This window comes from Arthrobacter sp. AIWTK1 (assembly GCF_056680535.1).
The window spans coordinates 4,340,680-4,356,508 of record NZ_CM155287.1; the positions used below are offsets into that span (position 1 = coordinate 4,340,680).

The 15,829-nt window shown below is 67.6% G+C and carries 16 protein-coding genes and 2 riboswitches; of the genes, 5 read left to right on the forward strand and 11 right to left on the reverse strand.

Features of this window, described 5'->3' with window-relative positions:
* Positions 1-76: 76 nt before the first annotated feature.
* From AC1MDG_RS19925 to AC1MDG_RS19940, 4 genes are all read right to left on the reverse strand, one after another.
* Positions 77-1,117, reverse strand: coding sequence for an EAL domain-containing protein (locus AC1MDG_RS19925; RefSeq protein WP_479806311.1), 1,041 nt, complete (start codon positions 1,115-1,117; stop codon positions 77-79).
* A 254-nt stretch (positions 1,118-1,371) separates the two neighbouring features.
* Positions 1,372-2,406, reverse strand: coding sequence for a PLP-dependent cysteine synthase family protein (locus tag AC1MDG_RS19930; protein ID WP_479806313.1), 1,035 nt, complete (start codon positions 2,404-2,406; stop codon positions 1,372-1,374).
* Complete coding sequence (locus AC1MDG_RS19935) at positions 2,403-4,019, reverse strand: aromatic amino acid ammonia-lyase (RefSeq protein WP_479806315.1); 1,617 nt, start codon at positions 4,017-4,019, stop codon at positions 2,403-2,405. The genes AC1MDG_RS19930 and AC1MDG_RS19935 overlap by 4 nt, the downstream gene beginning before the upstream one ends.
* 5 nt (positions 4,020-4,024) lie before the next feature.
* On the reverse strand, positions 4,025-5,320 hold the full coding sequence (locus AC1MDG_RS19940; RefSeq protein WP_479806317.1) for an NtaA/DmoA family FMN-dependent monooxygenase: 1,296 nt from the start codon (positions 5,318-5,320) through the stop codon (positions 4,025-4,027).
* 232 nt (positions 5,321-5,552) lie between these two features.
* Positions 5,553-5,665: riboswitch (SAM riboswitch) on the forward strand.
* Positions 5,666-5,717: 52 nt separating this feature from the next.
* Here AC1MDG_RS19940 and AC1MDG_RS19945 point away from each other — a divergent pair.
* The 4 genes from AC1MDG_RS19945 to AC1MDG_RS19960 are packed head-to-tail and all read left to right on the forward strand — an operon-like array spanning position 5,718 to position 7,734.
* Positions 5,718-6,014, forward strand: coding sequence for a DUF1737 domain-containing protein (locus tag AC1MDG_RS19945; protein ID WP_479809148.1), 297 nt, complete (start codon positions 5,718-5,720; stop codon positions 6,012-6,014).
* Positions 6,011-6,421, forward strand: coding sequence for a rhodanese-like domain-containing protein (locus AC1MDG_RS19950; RefSeq protein ID WP_043485100.1), 411 nt, complete (start codon positions 6,011-6,013; stop codon positions 6,419-6,421). The genes AC1MDG_RS19945 and AC1MDG_RS19950 overlap by 4 nt, the downstream gene beginning before the upstream one ends.
* Positions 6,422-7,630 carry an O-succinylhomoserine sulfhydrylase gene (locus tag AC1MDG_RS19955; RefSeq protein ID WP_479806320.1) on the forward strand — a complete coding sequence of 403 codons (1,209 nt, stop codon included), beginning with the start codon at positions 6,422-6,424 and terminating at the stop codon, positions 7,628-7,630.
* A gap of 26 nt (positions 7,631-7,656) precedes the next feature.
* A complete protein-coding gene (locus AC1MDG_RS19960; protein ID WP_479809149.1) occupies positions 7,657-7,734 on the forward strand; it encodes a hypothetical protein in 78 nt (25 codons plus the stop codon).
* 62 nt (positions 7,735-7,796) lie between these two features.
* Here the strand turns inward: AC1MDG_RS19960 and AC1MDG_RS19965 are convergent, their stop codons facing one another.
* From AC1MDG_RS19965 to AC1MDG_RS19995, 7 genes are all read right to left on the reverse strand, one after another.
* Entirely contained in the window at positions 7,797-8,528 is a 732-nt protein-coding gene (locus AC1MDG_RS19965; protein ID WP_479806322.1) for a hypothetical protein, read from the reverse strand.
* Positions 8,529-8,811: 283 nt separating this feature from the next.
* On the reverse strand, positions 8,812-9,135 hold the full coding sequence (locus AC1MDG_RS19970) for a hypothetical protein (RefSeq protein WP_479806324.1): 324 nt from the start codon (positions 9,133-9,135) through the stop codon (positions 8,812-8,814).
* Between the two features lie 28 nt (positions 9,136-9,163).
* Positions 9,164-10,390 (reverse strand): glutamate--cysteine ligase 2, encoded by a 1,227-nt coding sequence (locus AC1MDG_RS19975; RefSeq protein WP_479806326.1) that lies wholly within the window; start codon positions 10,388-10,390, stop codon positions 9,164-9,166.
* Positions 10,391-10,479: 89 nt separating this feature from the next.
* On the reverse strand, positions 10,480-12,003 hold the full coding sequence (locus AC1MDG_RS19980; RefSeq protein ID WP_043485108.1) for a UDP-N-acetylglucosamine 1-carboxyvinyltransferase: 1,524 nt from the start codon (positions 12,001-12,003) through the stop codon (positions 10,480-10,482).
* Between the two features lie 107 nt (positions 12,004-12,110).
* Positions 12,111-12,914 (reverse strand): energy-coupling factor transporter transmembrane component T family protein, encoded by an 804-nt coding sequence (locus AC1MDG_RS19985; RefSeq protein WP_479806328.1) that lies wholly within the window; start codon positions 12,912-12,914, stop codon positions 12,111-12,113.
* Positions 12,911-14,545: an ABC transporter ATP-binding protein gene (locus tag AC1MDG_RS19990; RefSeq protein WP_479806330.1), complete on the reverse strand. Its 1,635-nt coding sequence runs from the start codon at positions 14,543-14,545 to the stop codon at positions 12,911-12,913. The genes AC1MDG_RS19985 and AC1MDG_RS19990 overlap by 4 nt, the downstream gene beginning before the upstream one ends.
* Positions 14,546-14,561: 16 nt before the next feature.
* On the reverse strand, positions 14,562-15,194 hold the full coding sequence (locus tag AC1MDG_RS19995; protein ID WP_043485112.1) for an ECF transporter S component: 633 nt from the start codon (positions 15,192-15,194) through the stop codon (positions 14,562-14,564).
* A 74-nt stretch (positions 15,195-15,268) separates the two neighbouring features.
* Positions 15,269-15,411, reverse strand: a riboswitch (TPP riboswitch).
* A 150-nt stretch (positions 15,412-15,561) separates the two neighbouring features.
* Between AC1MDG_RS19995 and AC1MDG_RS20000 the strand changes: the two genes are divergently transcribed.
* Entirely contained in the window at positions 15,562-15,825 is a 264-nt protein-coding gene (locus tag AC1MDG_RS20000) for a DUF4235 domain-containing protein (RefSeq protein ID WP_011693690.1), read from the forward strand.
* Positions 15,826-15,829 lie beyond the last annotated feature (4 nt).

Consider the following 15,829-nt stretch of genomic DNA (forward strand, 5'->3'; position numbering starts at 1 on the left):
GAGAGCGTCCCGACTCAGGCAGCAACAACCGAGAGAGCGTCCCGACTCAGGCAGCAACAACTGAGAGAGAGAGCGTCTAGCTGGCCGGGCCGGTGGATCCCGACGTGGACGCCTCGCGGTCGGCCGAGGTTCGCCAGGCGGCCCAGTCGAGCGGCTGGACCGAGGGGCGGCCCAGGAGGTATCCCTGCCCGTAGGCCATCCCAAGGTCCATGACCGCGGTGAGCTCGGCCTGGGTTTCGATTCCCTCGGCAACCAGGTCCGCGCCAACCTGCCGGGCAAACTCCACCATGGCCGCGCCCAGGGTTTTCTGGCCCGCGGCGTGGTCGATTCCGGCGATGAGGCTGCGGTCGAGCTTGATGATGTCCGGGCTGAGGTGCGTGACCTGGCTCATCGAACCGAAGCCCGCGCCGGCGCCGTCAACAGCAACCCGGAGTCCGCGCGAACGAAGCGGTGCCAGTGCCTCCACCACAGGATCGTATTCGTATTCGGCAAGGCGTTCCGTCAGTTCGACGACGATCCGGTCCACCGCCAGTTGGGACTGCTCCACGAACGCCCGGAGCCGGGGGTCCAGGCACGTGGCCGGTGAGAGGTTCAAAGCCACGTAGACGTGCGGCGGCAACTGTTCCGCGGCCACAAGGGCTGCCTGCAGGGCGGCAAATTCAAGGTCCGTCCCGAGTCCGACGGCAGCGGCCTCGTTGAACCAGTGATCCGCGCTGGCGCCGTCGTCGCTGACAAAACGCGTCAGCGCCTCGACACCGACGACGTTCCGGCCGGCAAGCTCGTGGATGGGCTGGAACGCGGTGAGGAGCATCCTGTCGCCGAGGATCGCCTCGATGCGGCGCCTGCTCCGGCGGGTGAACAGCACCGTATTGCCGTAGTCCTCGTCGGGAGTCGGCAAGTCAGGGCTGGGCAGGTTGGGCTCGGAATCGTCCGACTGCTCATCCGTGATGCTCCGTGTGGCCATGAGGTGCTCCAGGAGGGCGCGCTCGGGATTCCCCGGGTGGGATTCCATCCGGCTGCGCAACTGCTCACGTGCCCACTCGCTCTGCGGAGTGGCGTCATCCAGTACAGACTCGATGATGTCCCACGCCTGTCCACGGATCGTCGGATCACTCACGTCCGAAGGCGGGTTCGGCTGCGGTCCCCGGTACGCAGTCGATTCTCCATCGGTCAATGCTGGAAAAGAATTCTCATCCATTGACATTGGCTATTCCTTTATAAGAGCTGGTCCCGGCTGAGCCCGGGACCCGTCCTTGACTACACCGCATACTTATTTCGAGGATGCGGGAACCGCGAACGTTTCAAAAGAGTACAACGAGACCGGTCTGCCTGTCTCTAGCCGTTTCCGAGTCGTGATGCTAAGCACGCGAGCTAATCCTCCACGAATTCGGCCGCCAGGTGGATGTGGTTGTCGGCCAGCCACACCGGATTGAAGGCCTTGCTCAGGTAGTTGCTGCCGGCGTCGGGCGCTATTGCCACCACCACGGACCCGTGCGGGGCGGCGCGCGCAACCCTGAGGGCGGCTGCCACCGCAAGCCCGGACGAGGGCCCCAGGGACAGCCCCTCTTCATTCAGCAACCGGTGCTCCGTGGTGTACACCTCGTTGTCGGGAATGCGCAGGAAACGGTCCACAATGCCGCGGTCGAAGATTTTGGGCCACTCGGCCTGGGGCCAGGAGTTACCGACGCCGTCCACCAGGATCTTGCCCGGGTGGCCCCCGCTGTACACGGAGCCAACAGGATCCGCGGCGATCACCTCCACATGGCCGCCGGTCTTTTCCTTCAGGTACCGGCCGTTGCCGCTGATGGTGCCACCGGTGCCGATACCGGCCACGAAATGGGTCACTTTCCCGGACGTCTGCTGCCAGATCTCCGGCGCTGTCCCTTCGTAGTGGGCCAGCGGATTGGCCGGATTGTCGAACTGCTGCGGCCGCCAGGCTCCCGGATTCTCCGCCGTGATCCGGGCCGCGACGGCCCGCGCGTTCTCCGGCGACTCAGACGGCGCGGTCCAGTCCGTCACCACCACCCTGGCGCCATAACGGTGCAGCGCGGCGAGCTTCTCGGATGAGATGGTGTCCCCGGTGACCACCACCACGGGGTGTCCGGTCAGTGCACCGATCAGCGCCAGCCCGATCCCGGTGTTCCCGGAGGTGCTCTCCACGATGGTTGCGCCCGGCCGGAGTTCACCGCTGCGCTCAGCGGCCCGGACCATGCTCAGCGCCGTCCGGTCTTTGATGGATCCGCCCGGATTGTCGGATTCGAGCTTGACGTAGACCGCGCTGCCCAGGCCCCTGCCCAGGACGTCCAGTAGCACCAGCGGGGTGTTCCCCACCTGGGCCAGGACGGCTGCGGCATCCGCCGCAACATCGGCGTCCCGGACCGCGTGCCTGCCTGTCATGGTGCTCATCGTTGCCTTTCCGTGCCGCTGGCGGGGCCGCCGGCGGTGCGGGTTTCCGGGGCGGCGTCCAGGGCACTGTTGAAGCCGTTGCACAGGAAGGCGTCCAGTTCGACGCGGGCCTGCTCCACGAGCGCTGCCGCCGGCAGGTGCCGGGCCAGCAGGAGGGAAAGACGCTCGACGACGGCGCCCGTCCCCTTTCCCAGCGGCCGCACCGCACGCGACTCAGCTCCGCCCAGCAGGTACGCGGCGGTCAGCGCCTCGATGGCGAGCAGCCTCCCGGCGGCATCCACGGAACGCTCCAGCAGCTGGAGGGCCAGCGGGGCCAGCGTTGAGTGGTCTTCGACATCCGCGGACAGCGTGGGCGCACCAAGGGTGGCCGGCGCCGCGAGGACTTTGAGCTCGGACAACAGGCCTGCCGCCGAGTACCACAGCAGTCCGGGCAGCTCTTCCGGCTCCAGCGGTGCTCCGTTCCTGGCAGCCTCGAGGTGCCTTTGACGGATCCGCCGCTGCGGAGGATAGAGCTTGGCAATCCGGCGTTCGCTGCTGATCCCGAGATGGGCCAGCCCCAGGCGCAGCGCCTCGAATGCGAGCGCCAGCTGCATGGGCTGGAAGTTCCCGCCGGAGACCATCCGCCCGGACCCGATGTCGGTGAGCGGGTTGTCGCCGCGGCCGTTCAGCTCCACCTCCAGGGCATCCTCCAGCGCCGTGATCTGCCACCGGACGGCGCCGTGGGTCTGGGGTGCCGCGCGGAAGGAGAGCGCGTCCTGCACGGATGCCTCCCGGGCCGGATCCTCCAGCCACCCGTCCTCCAGGAGCCGGAGCACATGGGCCGCAGTGACCGACTGCCCGTGGACGGCCTTGGCCGCCTGCACAGCCGGCGAAAACGGGCTGAGGTTGCCGCCGCCGTCGTGCCTTGCCGTCGCCTCAAGCGACAGCGCGAGCGCGGTGTCCGCAAGGTCGGCGAGCCGCAGGAGGCGGTGCAGCACCAGGGCGCCGACGCCGATTGAATAGGAGTTGGAGCTGACCAGGGCCAGGGCTTCGCCGGGCGCAAGATCCAGCGGAGCCAGCCCGGCGTCGGCCAGTGCCTGCCCGCCGGGCAGCAGCCGACCGTCCGCCGCAACGGCCTGGCCTTCCCCGATGGCGACGGCGGCCACGGCGGCAAGGTGGGTCAGGTCGGCGGAACCTACGGACCCGTCGCGCGGGATGGCGGGGACCACGCCGCGGTTGAGCATTTCGGCATAGAAGCGGGCTGTTTCCGGCCGGACTCCGGAGCCGCCCCGGCTGAAGCCCACCAGCCGCGCCAGGATCACGGCCCGGACTTCATCAGCGCCGAGCAGCTCCCCCACCCCGCTGTTGTGATAGCGGACCACCTGCACCTGGTAGGCGAGGATCGACTTCTCGTCCACGGCGGTGTCCCGGCCTGAGCCCAGCAGCGTGTTGAGGCCGTAGACGCGGTGGCCGGAGTCGATGGCCCGCTGCACCACCTCCCGGGAGAGCCCGATCAGTTCCAGGGCGTCCACGCTCAGGACGAACTTCACGGCCGGATCAGCCGCGGCCCCGGCGAGGTCCCTTGCCCGCAGGTGCGCCGTGCCGATGAGGAAGTTCCCGCTGCCGCTGCCCATGGCGACTAGAAGTCCAGCAGGTTCCGGCGGAAGCCGCCGTCGCCATAGCTTGTCCGGAGCAGCCCGCGGCGCCGCAGCACCGGGGCAAGGCGGTCCAGCACGCCGTGAACGGTGGCCGGATCAACGAAACCGGAGAACAGGAACCCGTCCCCGCCCACCTGGGCGCCGGTTTCCTCGAGGTAGTCGGCAATCTCGTCGGCCGTGCCGATGATGCTGTCCCCCGCGCCGCCGCTGCGGGCCTGCAGGAGCTGGCGCAGCGTGGACCCGGGCGGGCCCGCCTTGGCGAAATGGTCCAGGGTGCCCTGGTTGCTGTTCGTGGTGAGTTCGGGGAGCGGGGCGTCGAGGTCGAACTGTTTGAAGTCGATCACGGAGAGGTAGGAGATGGAGTTCAACTGGCTGTCGATGTCGCGCTGGGTGAGCTGGCGGCGCTGCTCCCGCAGCTCATCCCCTTCGGCACGGGAGCCCACCACGGTGGGCTTAAGGACATACAGCACCTTGACGTCGTCGGGGTTCCGCCCGGCCGCGGCCGCCTCGGCCCGGATTGAGTCGCGGTAGGCCTTCATGCCGTCAGCACCCCTCGCCAGGGCAATTGCGACGTCCGCGTTGCCGCCGGCGAACGCCTTGCCCCGCGGCGACGCTCCGGCCTGCACCAGCACCGGTTCCTCGGGCAGCGGCGCGGTGTTCAGCGGCCCCCGGACTTTGAAGAATTCGCCGTCGTGGTTGATCGGGTGGACCTTCGTATGGTCCGCGAAGACGCCTGCCACCGCGTCCTCCACGATGGCATCCGGCTCCCAGCTGCGCCAAAGTTTGCGCACCACGTCAACGAATTCCTCCGCCTTCTCGTAGCGGAGGTCATGCTCGATCTGCTGGTCCAGCCCGTAGTTCTGCGCGGCAAGGTCACTGCCGGAGGTCACCACGTTCCAGCCGAGCTGGCCGCTGGAGAAGTGCTGCAGCGTGGCCAGCAGGCGGGCAGCCGTGAACGGCGGGTAGAAGGACGCACTGATGGTGGGAACAATGCCGAGGTGGTCCGTGGCGGAGAGCAGGTAGGGCACCAGGGCCAACGGATCGTGCTTGGGCGCGAAGGACGCCTGCGCCAGCGACACTTCGGCAGTCCCCCCGTACGTGTCCGGCACCGTGAGGGAATCCTCGATGATGAACAGGTCCAGCCCGGCGCGTTCGAATTCCTGCACCGCGTGCTGGTACAGGGCGGGTTTTTTCCAGTCGTATCCGATGCCGTACCCGGGCGTGCCCCAGCCCTGGACGCCGAACCCGTGTCCCACGAACCAACCGAAGTGCAGCATGGGACTGACTGTATTCCGGTTCGATTCATTCACGGCTGCCTGATTTCATCCGGCGTGACGGCGGTTCATCTCCCGTCATTATCCTCCCGGCGGTGGCATTTGTAACTGCAATACGGGGTCACGTACCGGGCATGGACGGCGCCCCTGTGGCGCCGCGGTGCGGCCGGTCCCGTTACGGAAGATGACGACGACGGCGGTGCGGGCCGCCGTCGTAAGTGTTACGTTTTTGGGGAGTAATGAGAACCGGCGCCAAGCCCTGACTGGCCGGTCGGCAACCCTCCTTCCGCGGCGGGGTGCCTCAGGTGAATACTCGGCATATCGATACTCGAGTTGCAAGCGTGAGAGAAGGAGATCCGTCGTGTCCGACGCACCCGCACCGCTGGCCCCGGCCGCCGAACTGGCCGCCGCCGACCAAAACCCGCCCGTAGCGCTGCCGCAGGAAAAGCTGTCCTACCGGCTCATCACCGGCCCCGACGACCGTTCGTTCTGCGAGCGCATCTCAGCCGCGCTGGCGGATGGTTACGTCCTCCACGGGAGCCCGGCGGCCACGTTCAACGGCACCAGCGTGATCGTGGCGCAGGCAGTAGTGCTTCCCGCGGCTGTCGCCAGCTCGGACGCTGCGGTGGCAACCGCGGTTGATGAACTTGAGTTCGACGCCGACCTGTCCGGCGAAGCTTTCGAGGGCCACGCGTGAGCTACGCAGGGGACCTGAGCCCGCAGGACGCCTGGGCCAAACTCGAACAGGGCGCGGTCCTGGTGGATGTGCGCACTGAGGGCGAGTGGGCGCACATCGGAATACCGGACACCAAAGCCACGGACAACGATCCCCTCTTCATCCAGTGGACCTTCCCCGGCGGCATCCCCAACCCGGATTTTGTCGACCAACTGAAGCAACAGGCACCCGAGGACTCCGGCGTCGAGCTGGTGTTCCTCTGCCGTTCCGGTGTCCGGTCCGTCGCTGCGGCGATTGCCGCCACGCGGGCCGGGTTCACCGCCTACAACGTCCTCGAAGGCTTTGAAGGCGAACCGGACCGATTCGGCGAACGCACCGTCAACGGCTGGAAGAACCGCGGCCTGCCCACCAACCTCGGAAAGAACTAAGTGACCTTCAATCCCGACGCCGCCGGCTGGAGCCCCGACACCCAGGCTGTCCGCGGCGGCCTTGACCGCACCAATTTCCAGGAGACCGCCGAGCCGATCTTCCTCAACTCCGGGTTCGTGTACGAATCCGCGGCAGCCGCCGAACGCGCCTTTACCGGGGAGGACGAACGGTTTGTGTACTCCCGCTACGGCAACCCCTCCGTGGCCACGTTCCAGGAGCGGCTGCGGCTGCTCGAGGGCACCGAAGCCTGCTTCGCGACGGCGTCCGGCATGTCCGCCGTCTTCACGGCACTCGGCGCCCTGCTGGCTGCCGGCGACCGCGTGGTGGCCGCCCGCTCGCTGTTCGGCTCCTGCTTTGTGATCCTGAACGAGATCCTGCCCCGGTGGGGCGTGGAAACGGTGTTTGTGGACGGCCCGGACCTGGACCAGTGGCGCGCCGCCCTTTCCGAGCCCACGACGGCGGTCTTCTTCGAGTCGCCGTCCAACCCGATGCAGGAAATCGTGGACATCGCCGCCGTCAGCGAACTGGCACACGCTGCCGGGGCGACCGTCGTCGTCGACAACGTCTTTGCCACTCCCCTGCTGCAGCGCTGCAGGGAACTCGGCGCGGACGTGATCGTGTACTCCGGCACCAAGCACATCGACGGCCAGGGCCGGGTCCTTGGCGGGGCCATCCTGGGCACCAAGGAGTTCATCGACGGGCCGGTCAAGCAGCTGATGCGCCACACCGGGCCCGCACTGTCCGCCTTCAACGCCTGGGTGCTGACGAAGGGCCTGGAAACCATGGCGCTGCGCGTCAACCATTCCTCGGCCTCCGCGCTGCGCCTCGCCGAATGGCTTGAGGCGCAGCCGGCGGTCAGCTGGGTCAAGTACCCGCTGCTGAAATCCCACCCGCAGTATGAGCTGGCGGCCCAGCAGATGAAGGCCGGCGGCACCGTGCTCACGCTGGAGCTTTCACCGTCGGCGGGCCGTACGGCGAAGGAAGCAGCCTTTGCGCTGCTGGACGCGCTGCGGATCATCGACATTTCCAACAACCTTGGCGATGCCAAGACACTCATTACCCACCCGGCCACCACCACCCACCGTGCCATGGGCCCGGAGGGCCGCTCGGCCATCGGGCTGAGCGACGGCGTGGTCCGTCTGTCCGTGGGACTCGAGGATGTTGACGACCTCATGCGCGACCTGGAGCAGGCGCTGAAACAGATCTGACCAGCCTGAACCTAAGCAGCGCGAACCTGACCAGCGCGAACCTGACCAGCGCGAACCTGACCAGCGCGAACGGACAGATACGGCCCTGTTTCCCGCGCTTTTGAGGGCCCTAACTGTCCGTTCGCGCTTCACGGCGTCTTGCGGGTCGCCCCTTGCGCCCCGCCCGTCAGCCGTGCGCGAGGAGGGCGTCAATCAGCTGGGCGAGCTCGGGCGCGGCGTTCGGGGTCACGTCCGGACCGGCCTTTACTGCCGTGGCGGCAAGGTTTCCCTTGATGCCTGTCATGGTCAGCGCCGTCTGCTTCTCGCCGGTGGAGAGGCTCTGCCTGGCCAGCGCGGCAAAGGACTGGTCGCCTTTCGTCTGGGCGTCTACCGGCTGGACCTCGGTGGTGATCTTCTGCCCCGCCAGTTCAACGGTGAAGTTGCTGCACTCCGCCGAAGCCTTCCTGGACGCATCCAGATGGTCTGTCAGCTCCTTGGCATCTTTGAGGGCAATGACGGTGACGACTATCACTGTCTTGTCCGCAGCCGAGACGGTGGTTCCTGCCGCATACGTGCTGTCCTCGGGAATCTGGGAGTTGCTGTCGGCAAAGACGTTGCACGCCGGCGGCGTGAACACCGCACTCTTGAGCACTTCCTTGGCCTTGATGATGCCCTGGTCGATCTGCGCCGCGGGAACCACCGTCAGGGGGCGCCCCTGGGAATCCTTCAGGGTGGACAGCAGGCTGCTCAGGTCCGCATCCGTGTAGGTCTTCGCCGGGCTTGGCGTGGCGCTCGAGGCTGGGGGCGACGAGGTGGCGGTTTCCGTGCCGGTGGTTGTGGTGCCGGTGTTTGTTCCGCACCCGGTGAGCGCCAGGAACGCCGTCAGGAGGAGGGCTGCTGGTGTGATGCGCCTATGCATGGACTGATCCCCGTTCGATGAACCGGTCCGCCCCGGGAGATTCGGGGCGCGTTCCGGAACCGGATCCGCCGGGCGGTCAGTGCCTGGCTGATGCGGCGTGCTGCTGCGCGCGCGCAAGTGGTGGACGGGATCGTGTCTGGCGGGCGGCCGGGTTCCGGCAGGTCCGCCGGTGCGTTCGATCCCCCTCGAGCACCGCTGACTGACGCGATAGCGCCAAGCTACGGGACGGCACCAAGCCCGGAACAGAGTGTCGACTACCTGTTTCCGCCTGGCCCGGGGAACCTCAGGTGTCGAGCTCCCAGTGCAGGCGGATCGCTTCGGCAACCGGGCCCGCCGCAACATCCACGGTGAAGGCCACGGGCGCGGTTCCGGTCTCTTCGATGACGGTGTCATGGTAGACGCGGCCGCATGCCGGGCACAGCGTGTAGAGGTCCTCGTCCCCGGGCCACTCGGCCAGGCCGGCAGGCACGGGAGTGTCCTCGCCGAGATGGACGGGCATTCCTTCGGAGTTGGCCTGGATCAGTCCGTCGTCGCTGACGGTGTTGCCACAGACGCAGGTGATGGTGGTGACATCATGGCCGGTGACTGTTGCGTATTCGGTTTCCATGGCGCGCTCCGGGGTAGTAGGAACCTGATCAGGACTGGCGGACGCGCAACAGCACCGGTGCCTTCTCGCGCGCGGTGATGGCTTCGGTCCGGCGCATGCTGACTTCCACCGCGTGGGCAACAACGGCCGCCAGCCCGGTGGCCGCGTCCGGGGTCACAGCCAGGCTTTCCTGCATGACGTGGCGCTGCTGCTCCGAACCGGTCCCGCGGTTTAGGATGCGCCGCACGCCTTCGCGGGCCAGTTCCAGCTCGTCCTGTTCCGCCAGGACAGGCGCCACGTAGTCCACCAGCGCCTCCACCACTTCCTCGGCAGGAGAAGGACGGAACGTGCCGAAATCCAGGAGTTCTCCGCGGAGTCCGCAATTGCTGGCCTGCCACGCCGCCATCCGCAGGAGCACCGTCGGTACAGGTGCGGGGTCCACACCGGCCCGCCATTCCCTGCTGGCGGATTCCACCAGGCCGCGCACCAGGACGGCGATCAGGGCGGCGTCCTCGGCCTGCAGGCAGACGTCGGCCACCCGGACTTCCACGGTGGGGTGGTTCCGCGAGAGCCTCGCGTCGAAGTAGATCATGCCTTCGTCCAGCAGCACGCCGCTGTCCAGCAGCCGGGTGACCACGCGGCGGTACATGGAGTGCGTTCCGAAGATCTGGGACGGGCCCGACGTCGGCCAGCGGTTCCAGGCCTGCGTGCGGTAACTTTCAAAGCCGGTCTCCACGCCGTTCCAGTATGGCGAGTTCGCGCTGAGCGCCGTGAGCACCGCCAGTTTGTCCCTGACCCGGTCGATGACCGCCACGCCTTCTTCCGGGGACTCGACAAAAGTGTGCACGTGGAACCCGCAGGTCAGCTGCTCATGGACGGTGAGCCCGAAGCGCTCTTGCATCGTGGCATAGCGGGGGTTTGGCGTGGTGTGCGTGGTGGAGGCAATTGGCGATGTTGCCAGCGCCGCCACCCGTGCATTGTGCTTCTTGGCGGCGGTGTCCGCAAGGGCCCGGCCCTGGCGGATCTGCAGGAGCAGCTCCCCATAGTCCAGGCACGGACGGGTTTGCGTCTCGATCTGCTCTAGTTTCAGTTCGGCAGTCAGCCCGGTGCCGCCGTCATGATGGGTTGGATCGTGGGGGTCCGGGATCCGGGGCTTGTCCGGAGCGTCGTCGGCAGCGAGCTTCCGCCCTGTCAGCAGGGCGTCCGCCAGCGCCAGCGGCTCCCCGGTCACGGGGTCCACAATCAGCAGCTCTTCCTCAACCCCGAAAGTTCGCATGCATACATTGTGCCCCCGTGGCGCCCCGTACGACAGGCGCCGCAAGGGCGCCGCGGTTCGGTCGGTCCCGGCTGACAGGTCCGGCCGGCTCAGTCCTGGAAGTACTCGATCTTGGCGCCGATGGTGTTCAGCCGCTCGGCCAGGTCCTCGTACCCGCGCTCGATCACGTAGATGTTGCGGAGCTCGGACACCCCGCGGGCGGCCAGCATGGCCAGCAGGATGCAGGCCGCCGGGCGGAGGGCGGGCGGGCAGCCCACCTCGGCGGCCCGCCACCGGGTTGGGCCGTTGACGTAGATCCGGTGCGGATCCAGCAGCTGGACGCGTGCCCCCAGCTTGTTCAGCTCGGTGAGGTAGATGGCGCGGTTCTCGTAGACCCAGTCGTGGATCATGGTCTGGCCTTCGGCATTGGCGGCAATGACTGCGAAGAACGGCAGGTTGTCGATGTTCAGGCCGGGGAACGGCATGGGGTGGATCTTGTCCGTGGGGGCATGCAGCGCGGAAGGCTTCGTAGTGACGTCCACCAGCCGGGTGCGGCCGTTCCGGGCAAAGTACTCGCCGGAGATCTCCAACTCCTGGCCCATCTGCTCCAGGGTGGCGAGTTCAATCTCCATGAATTCGATGGGAACCCGGCGGATGGTGACCTCGGAATTGGTCACGATGCCGGCGGTGATCAGGCTCATCGCCTCAATCGGGTCCTCGGACGGGAAGTATTCAATGTCGACGTCGATGGACGGCAGGCCGGTGATCTTCAGGGTGGTTGTCCCCACGCCCTCGATCACCACGCCCAGGCCCTGCAGGTAGAAGCAGAGGTCCTGGACCATGTAGTTGGGGCTGGCGTTGCGGATCACCGTGGTGCCCCGGCGGTGGGCGGCCGCCATGATGGCGTTTTCGGTGACTGTGTCACCGCGTTCGCTCAGCACGAAGGTCCGGTTGTCGCCGTCAGCCGGGGGTGCCTGGACCGAATAGAAACCCGACTTGGCGTCCACTGACAGGCCGAACTGGCGCAGGGCCTGCATGTGCGGTTCCACGGTGCGGGTGCCCAGGTCGCAGCCGCCCGCGTACGGAAGCCGGTATTCGGCGGATTCGTCCAGGAGCGGGCCCAGCAGCATGATCACGCTGCGGGTGCGGCGTGCAGCCTCCACGTCCATGGAATCGAGGTCCAGGACTGCGGGGCGGCGGATCTGCAGGTCGTTGGCGTTGAGCCAGGTGCATTCGACACCGATGCTGGTGAGCACCTCCACGATCCGGTTCACTTCCTCGATCCGTGCCAGCCTGCGCAACGTGGTGGTGCCGCGGTTGATGAGGCTGGCGCAGAGAAGTGCCACGCCGGCGTTCTTGCTGCTGTTGACGTCCACGGAACCGGACAGCGTGCGGCCGCCTTCCACCCGGAGGTGTGTCATCTGCGGGCGGCCCACTTTGACGATGCTGCGGCCCACAATGGCCTCGAGCCGCTGGATCATTTTGAGGCTGAGGTTCTGCTTGCCCTGTTCCATCCGGGCGATGGCGCTCTGGCTGGTGCCCAGCTCGGCTGCCAGCTGCCCCTGGGTCCAGCCCTTCTCGCCGCGGGCATCGCGGAGCAGCAGGCCTACGTGTTCAGCAGTTTCTTGAGTCATACGAAAAAAATATCACGCATGAGTTATTCCAGCCTGCGAAACGCCGGAAACTGCCGTCAAGCTCACAGATTATTCATCCCGTGCGATATATCGGGTGGCGGCCGGGCCTATTGCTGCCCGAGGAACACCATATTCCAAGTCCCTGCGCCGACGGCGGCGGACACGGCCGCGGCGGCAATCAGCACTCCGCCGAGGACCACCCAGATGTCCAGGGTGCTGAACGTGGACTCACGTGCCCAGGTCCGCCGCGCACCGCCGAACCCCCGCGCCTCCATGGTGACGGCAAGCCGTGAGGCCCGGCGGACGGCCTGGACCAGGAGCCCGAAGCTCTGGCCCAGCATCGCCCGGAGGCGCTGCCCCGGACTCCCGTGGGAGCCCACACCGCGGGCGCGCCGGGCCATGCCGATCGTCTGCCATTCTTCGGCCATCAGCCCCACGAGCCGCATGGCGGCCAGGGTGCCCAGCACAAACCGGTGCGGCAGCTTCGCTTTCTGGGCGAGGGCGTCAGCGAGGTCGGTCGGGTCCGTGCAGCTCATCAGCAGCACCGCGGGGAGGGCGATTGCCAGCCCCCGCAGCAGGAATCCGAGCCCCAGCTCCAGCGAGCCTTCGCTGATGGACCAGATGCCGACGTCGAGCAGGATCCTTCCGCTGTCCGGTGCCAGGATCGAGGTGCTCCAGCCGCCCAGCGCAGCCGCCAGAATCAGCGGCCAGCCACGCTGCCAGAGCAACGCCACGGTCAGTCCGGCCAGCGGGAAGAGCAGCAGCTCAAAGGCCAGAGCAACGGAGGCGGACACCCAGTCGATGGACAGCGCCAGCACCACGGTCATCAGCATGACGACGGCGAACTTGGCCAGCGGATTGGCCCGGGTCAGCAGGGCGTGGTTCGACTGCAGGGTCAAGGCTTCCCTCATGGGGCAGCCACCTCCGGGTTGCGCAGTCCGGGCCGGCCGGGTTCCGGTGCATCAAGTTTCAGCTCGGTGCCGCCGAGGACGTCGCTGAACTCCTGGTCGTGGGTCACCGACACCACAGCGGTGCCGGCGTCGAGGAGTTCGGACAGGAAGGACGCCAGTTCCGCCCAGGTGTTGGCGTCCTGGCCGAACGTGGGCTCGTCGAGGATCAGCACCCGGGGATGGGCGGCCAGCACGGTGGCGACGGACAGCCTGCGCTTCTCCCCGCCCGAGAGCGTGTAGGGGTTCGCGTCCACCAGCTTGGTCAGCCGCAGCCGCTCCAGGAGTTCGTCCACGCGTTCCTCGCCGTGGCCCAGGTGCCGCGGGCCGAACATCAGCTCATCCAGCACCCGGCCGGTGACGAACTGGTGCTCCGGTTCCTGGAAAACGGTGCCGATCCGGGAGATCAGCTGCTCCGCTTTCCACTTGTACGGGTCGATCCCGGCGCCTTCGCTGAGGTCAACGGTGGCGGAAACCCTGCCCTCCACGGGCTGGAGCAGCCCGGCGAGGGTGAGGGCAAACGTGGACTTTCCGGAACCGTTGGGCCCGGTGACGGTCAGGGCCTGGCCGGCCCGGACCTGCGCCGTGATGCCGGTCTGCACCGGTACCGGAGGGACAGCCTTGAAGCGCCGCCGGCGGGGACGTTCGCGGGAGACGGCAAGGTTCTCGGCCGCCAACAGGAGGTTCCTGCCCCCGGGCGCCCCCGCCCCGTGCGCCCCCGGGTCACCGGCACCCGCAGAACCCTGCGCTCCGGTGCCGCCGGACCGCGCCCGGGTGGCGGGCACATACCCGGGAACCCAGACACCGGCGGCAACAAGCATGTCCCGGGCCTGTGCCAGGACCTGGTCCGGGGGCCCGTCCAGCAGCACCGCGGAGTCCGTGGCCGATCCGGGCTGCAGCACCACGATCCGGTCCACGAGGTCTTTCCAGACGCCCACGCGGTGTTCCACCACCACCAGTGTTGCCCCGGTTTTGTCCAGGCACCTGCCCACGGCGTCCCTGACCTCCAGGACGCCCGCAGGGTCCAGGTTGGCGGTGGGCTCGTCGAGGAGCAGCAGCCCCGGGCGCATGGCCAGGATGCCGGCGAGCGCCAGGCGCTGCTTCTGGCCGCCGGAGAGGGCCGACGTCGGGTGGTCCAGCGGCAGGTAAGCCAGGCCGACGTCGTCGAGCGCCTCGCCGACGCGCGCCCAGATGTCCGCGCGCGGCACAGCGAGGTTCTCGGCGCCGAAGGCGACGTCGTCCCCCACGCGGGAAAGGACCACCTGCGTCTCGGGGTCCTGCTGCATCAGGCCGGTCCGCCCCCGCTGGGCGCGGGGCGGAGCGCCGTCGATCAGCAGGGCGCCCGTCTCATCGGAGTCATCCGCATCCGGCGCGCCATCGTGATGGGCTCCGGCGTCGCTGTCGCCGAGCACCCCGGCGAGGGCGTGCAGCAGCGTGGATTTTCCCGCGCCGGAGGGACCCAGCAGCAGCACGCGTTCGCCCGGCTGAATGTCCAGGTCCAGGGCGCGGACGGCAGGCAGGGACCGGCCGGCATGCCGCCAGCCCCAGCCCCTTGCCGTGACCGCGGCCGGGCGGACGGTGTCGGAAGGCGTCATGAGCAATGTGCGTTCATCAGGAGAAGACGGGCTCCGCAGCTGCCTTGCGGGAGGCGAAGGAGCTCAGCACACCGGTCCTGGCGAGGCCGCGGGTGGCGAGCCAGGACAGGCCGCCGGCGATGACGGCGCCCGAGATGGCTGTGAAGATGATGTAGGCCAGCTTGTCGCCGGCAGCGTAGGCGATGTTCCAGCCCCAGGGCGCGAACGAGTCGTTCAGGCCGCAGAAGAGGCCTGCGGCGGCACCGGCCAGCAGCGAAACGGGCAGGTTGAACTTCTTGTAGACGAACACCGCGAAGATGATCTCCGCCCCCAGCCCCTGCACGAAGCCGGAGAACAGCACTGACGCTCCGTACTGCGAGCCCATGATCAGTTCACCGGTGGCGGCGACAGTTTCGCAGAACAGGGCGGCTCCGGGCTTGCGGATGATCAGCATGCCCAGGACGGCGGGAATCATCCAGCCGCCGGCGATGAGGCCGGTCAGCGGCGGGTAGACGGCGTTCATGGGCGGCGACACTGCGGCGGCTCCCTGGGACCAGGCCCAGAAGATGACGCCGCCGGCCACTGCGATCAACGCGGCAACCACTATGTCCACCACACGCCAGCTGTACTTGCTGTTGCCAAGCGACTGCTTGGCGGTAATTCCAGTCATTTTTCTTCCTCCTGAGGTACAGGAGGGGAGAGTGTTCCCCGGGCGCTCCACGGCTTCCGCCGCCTGCTGCCGGACACTCTGAGAACTCGACTCCCTTGCGCCGGTACTAACCGGATCAGGTTCGAGGGTCTGCGGCTGTCCGCACTCTCAGCGCCCGCCTCCGGTTCCCTGGACTCTTCCAGTGATGGCCGACGGCGACGCTCCCCTGTCGTATCAATTCGCCCTTATGGGCGTGGATCAGTTTACACCCGCGGGGCTGCGAAATCCCGGGGCGGGTGTCACAATGCGCGGTGATCCGGGCGGGTTGATGCGGTTAGGCTAGGGGAAGCCCTGTTTCCGTCGTTTCCCACCTGTTAGGGGTACTGGAGTGAGTTTTTTCATCAAGCTGCTTGGAACCGGAGTGAGCCTGCTGGCCGGATTCGCCGGCACGAAGGCCGTTGACGTCGTCTGGGAAAAGATCACCGGCCGTAAGCCGCCCAAGGGCGACAAGGACGACGTCCCCACCACCCTGCGCAGCGCCCTGACCTTTGCACTGATTTCGGCCGCTGTCAGCGCCATCATCCAGGTCCTGGCCAACCGGGGCACGCAGCGTGCCATCACCCGCTTCGCCAAGAGCCAGGACATCGTTTAGTCCC

What these genes read in the sequence shown, in the direction of transcription:
- AC1MDG_RS19930 (WP_479806313.1), bottom strand. Translation starts at nt 2,406, where the DNA reads ATGAGCACCATGACAGGCAGGCACGCGGTCCGGGACGCCGATGTTGCG.
- AC1MDG_RS19935 (WP_479806315.1), bottom strand. Translation starts at nt 4,019, where the DNA reads ATGGGCAGCGGCAGCGGGAACTTCCTCATCGGCACGGCGCACCTGCGG.
- AC1MDG_RS19940 (WP_479806317.1), bottom strand. Translation starts at nt 5,320, where the DNA reads ATGCTGCACTTCGGTTGGTTCGTGGGACACGGGTTCGGCGTCCAGGGC.
- AC1MDG_RS19965 (WP_479806322.1), bottom strand. Translation starts at nt 8,528, where the DNA reads ATGCATAGGCGCATCACACCAGCAGCCCTCCTCCTGACGGCGTTCCTG.
- AC1MDG_RS19970 (WP_479806324.1), bottom strand. Translation starts at nt 9,135, where the DNA reads ATGGAAACCGAATACGCAACAGTCACCGGCCATGATGTCACCACCATC.
- AC1MDG_RS19975 (WP_479806326.1), bottom strand. Translation starts at nt 10,390, where the DNA reads ATGCGAACTTTCGGGGTTGAGGAAGAGCTGCTGATTGTGGACCCCGTG.
- AC1MDG_RS19980 (WP_043485108.1), bottom strand. Translation starts at nt 12,003, where the DNA reads ATGACTCAAGAAACTGCTGAACACGTAGGCCTGCTGCTCCGCGATGCC.
- AC1MDG_RS19985 (WP_479806328.1), bottom strand. Translation starts at nt 12,914, where the DNA reads ATGAGGGAAGCCTTGACCCTGCAGTCGAACCACGCCCTGCTGACCCGG.
- AC1MDG_RS19990 (WP_479806330.1), bottom strand. Translation starts at nt 14,545, where the DNA reads ATGACGCCTTCCGACACCGTCCGCCCGGCCGCGGTCACGGCAAGGGGC.
- AC1MDG_RS19995 (WP_043485112.1), bottom strand. Translation starts at nt 15,194, where the DNA reads ATGACTGGAATTACCGCCAAGCAGTCGCTTGGCAACAGCAAGTACAGC.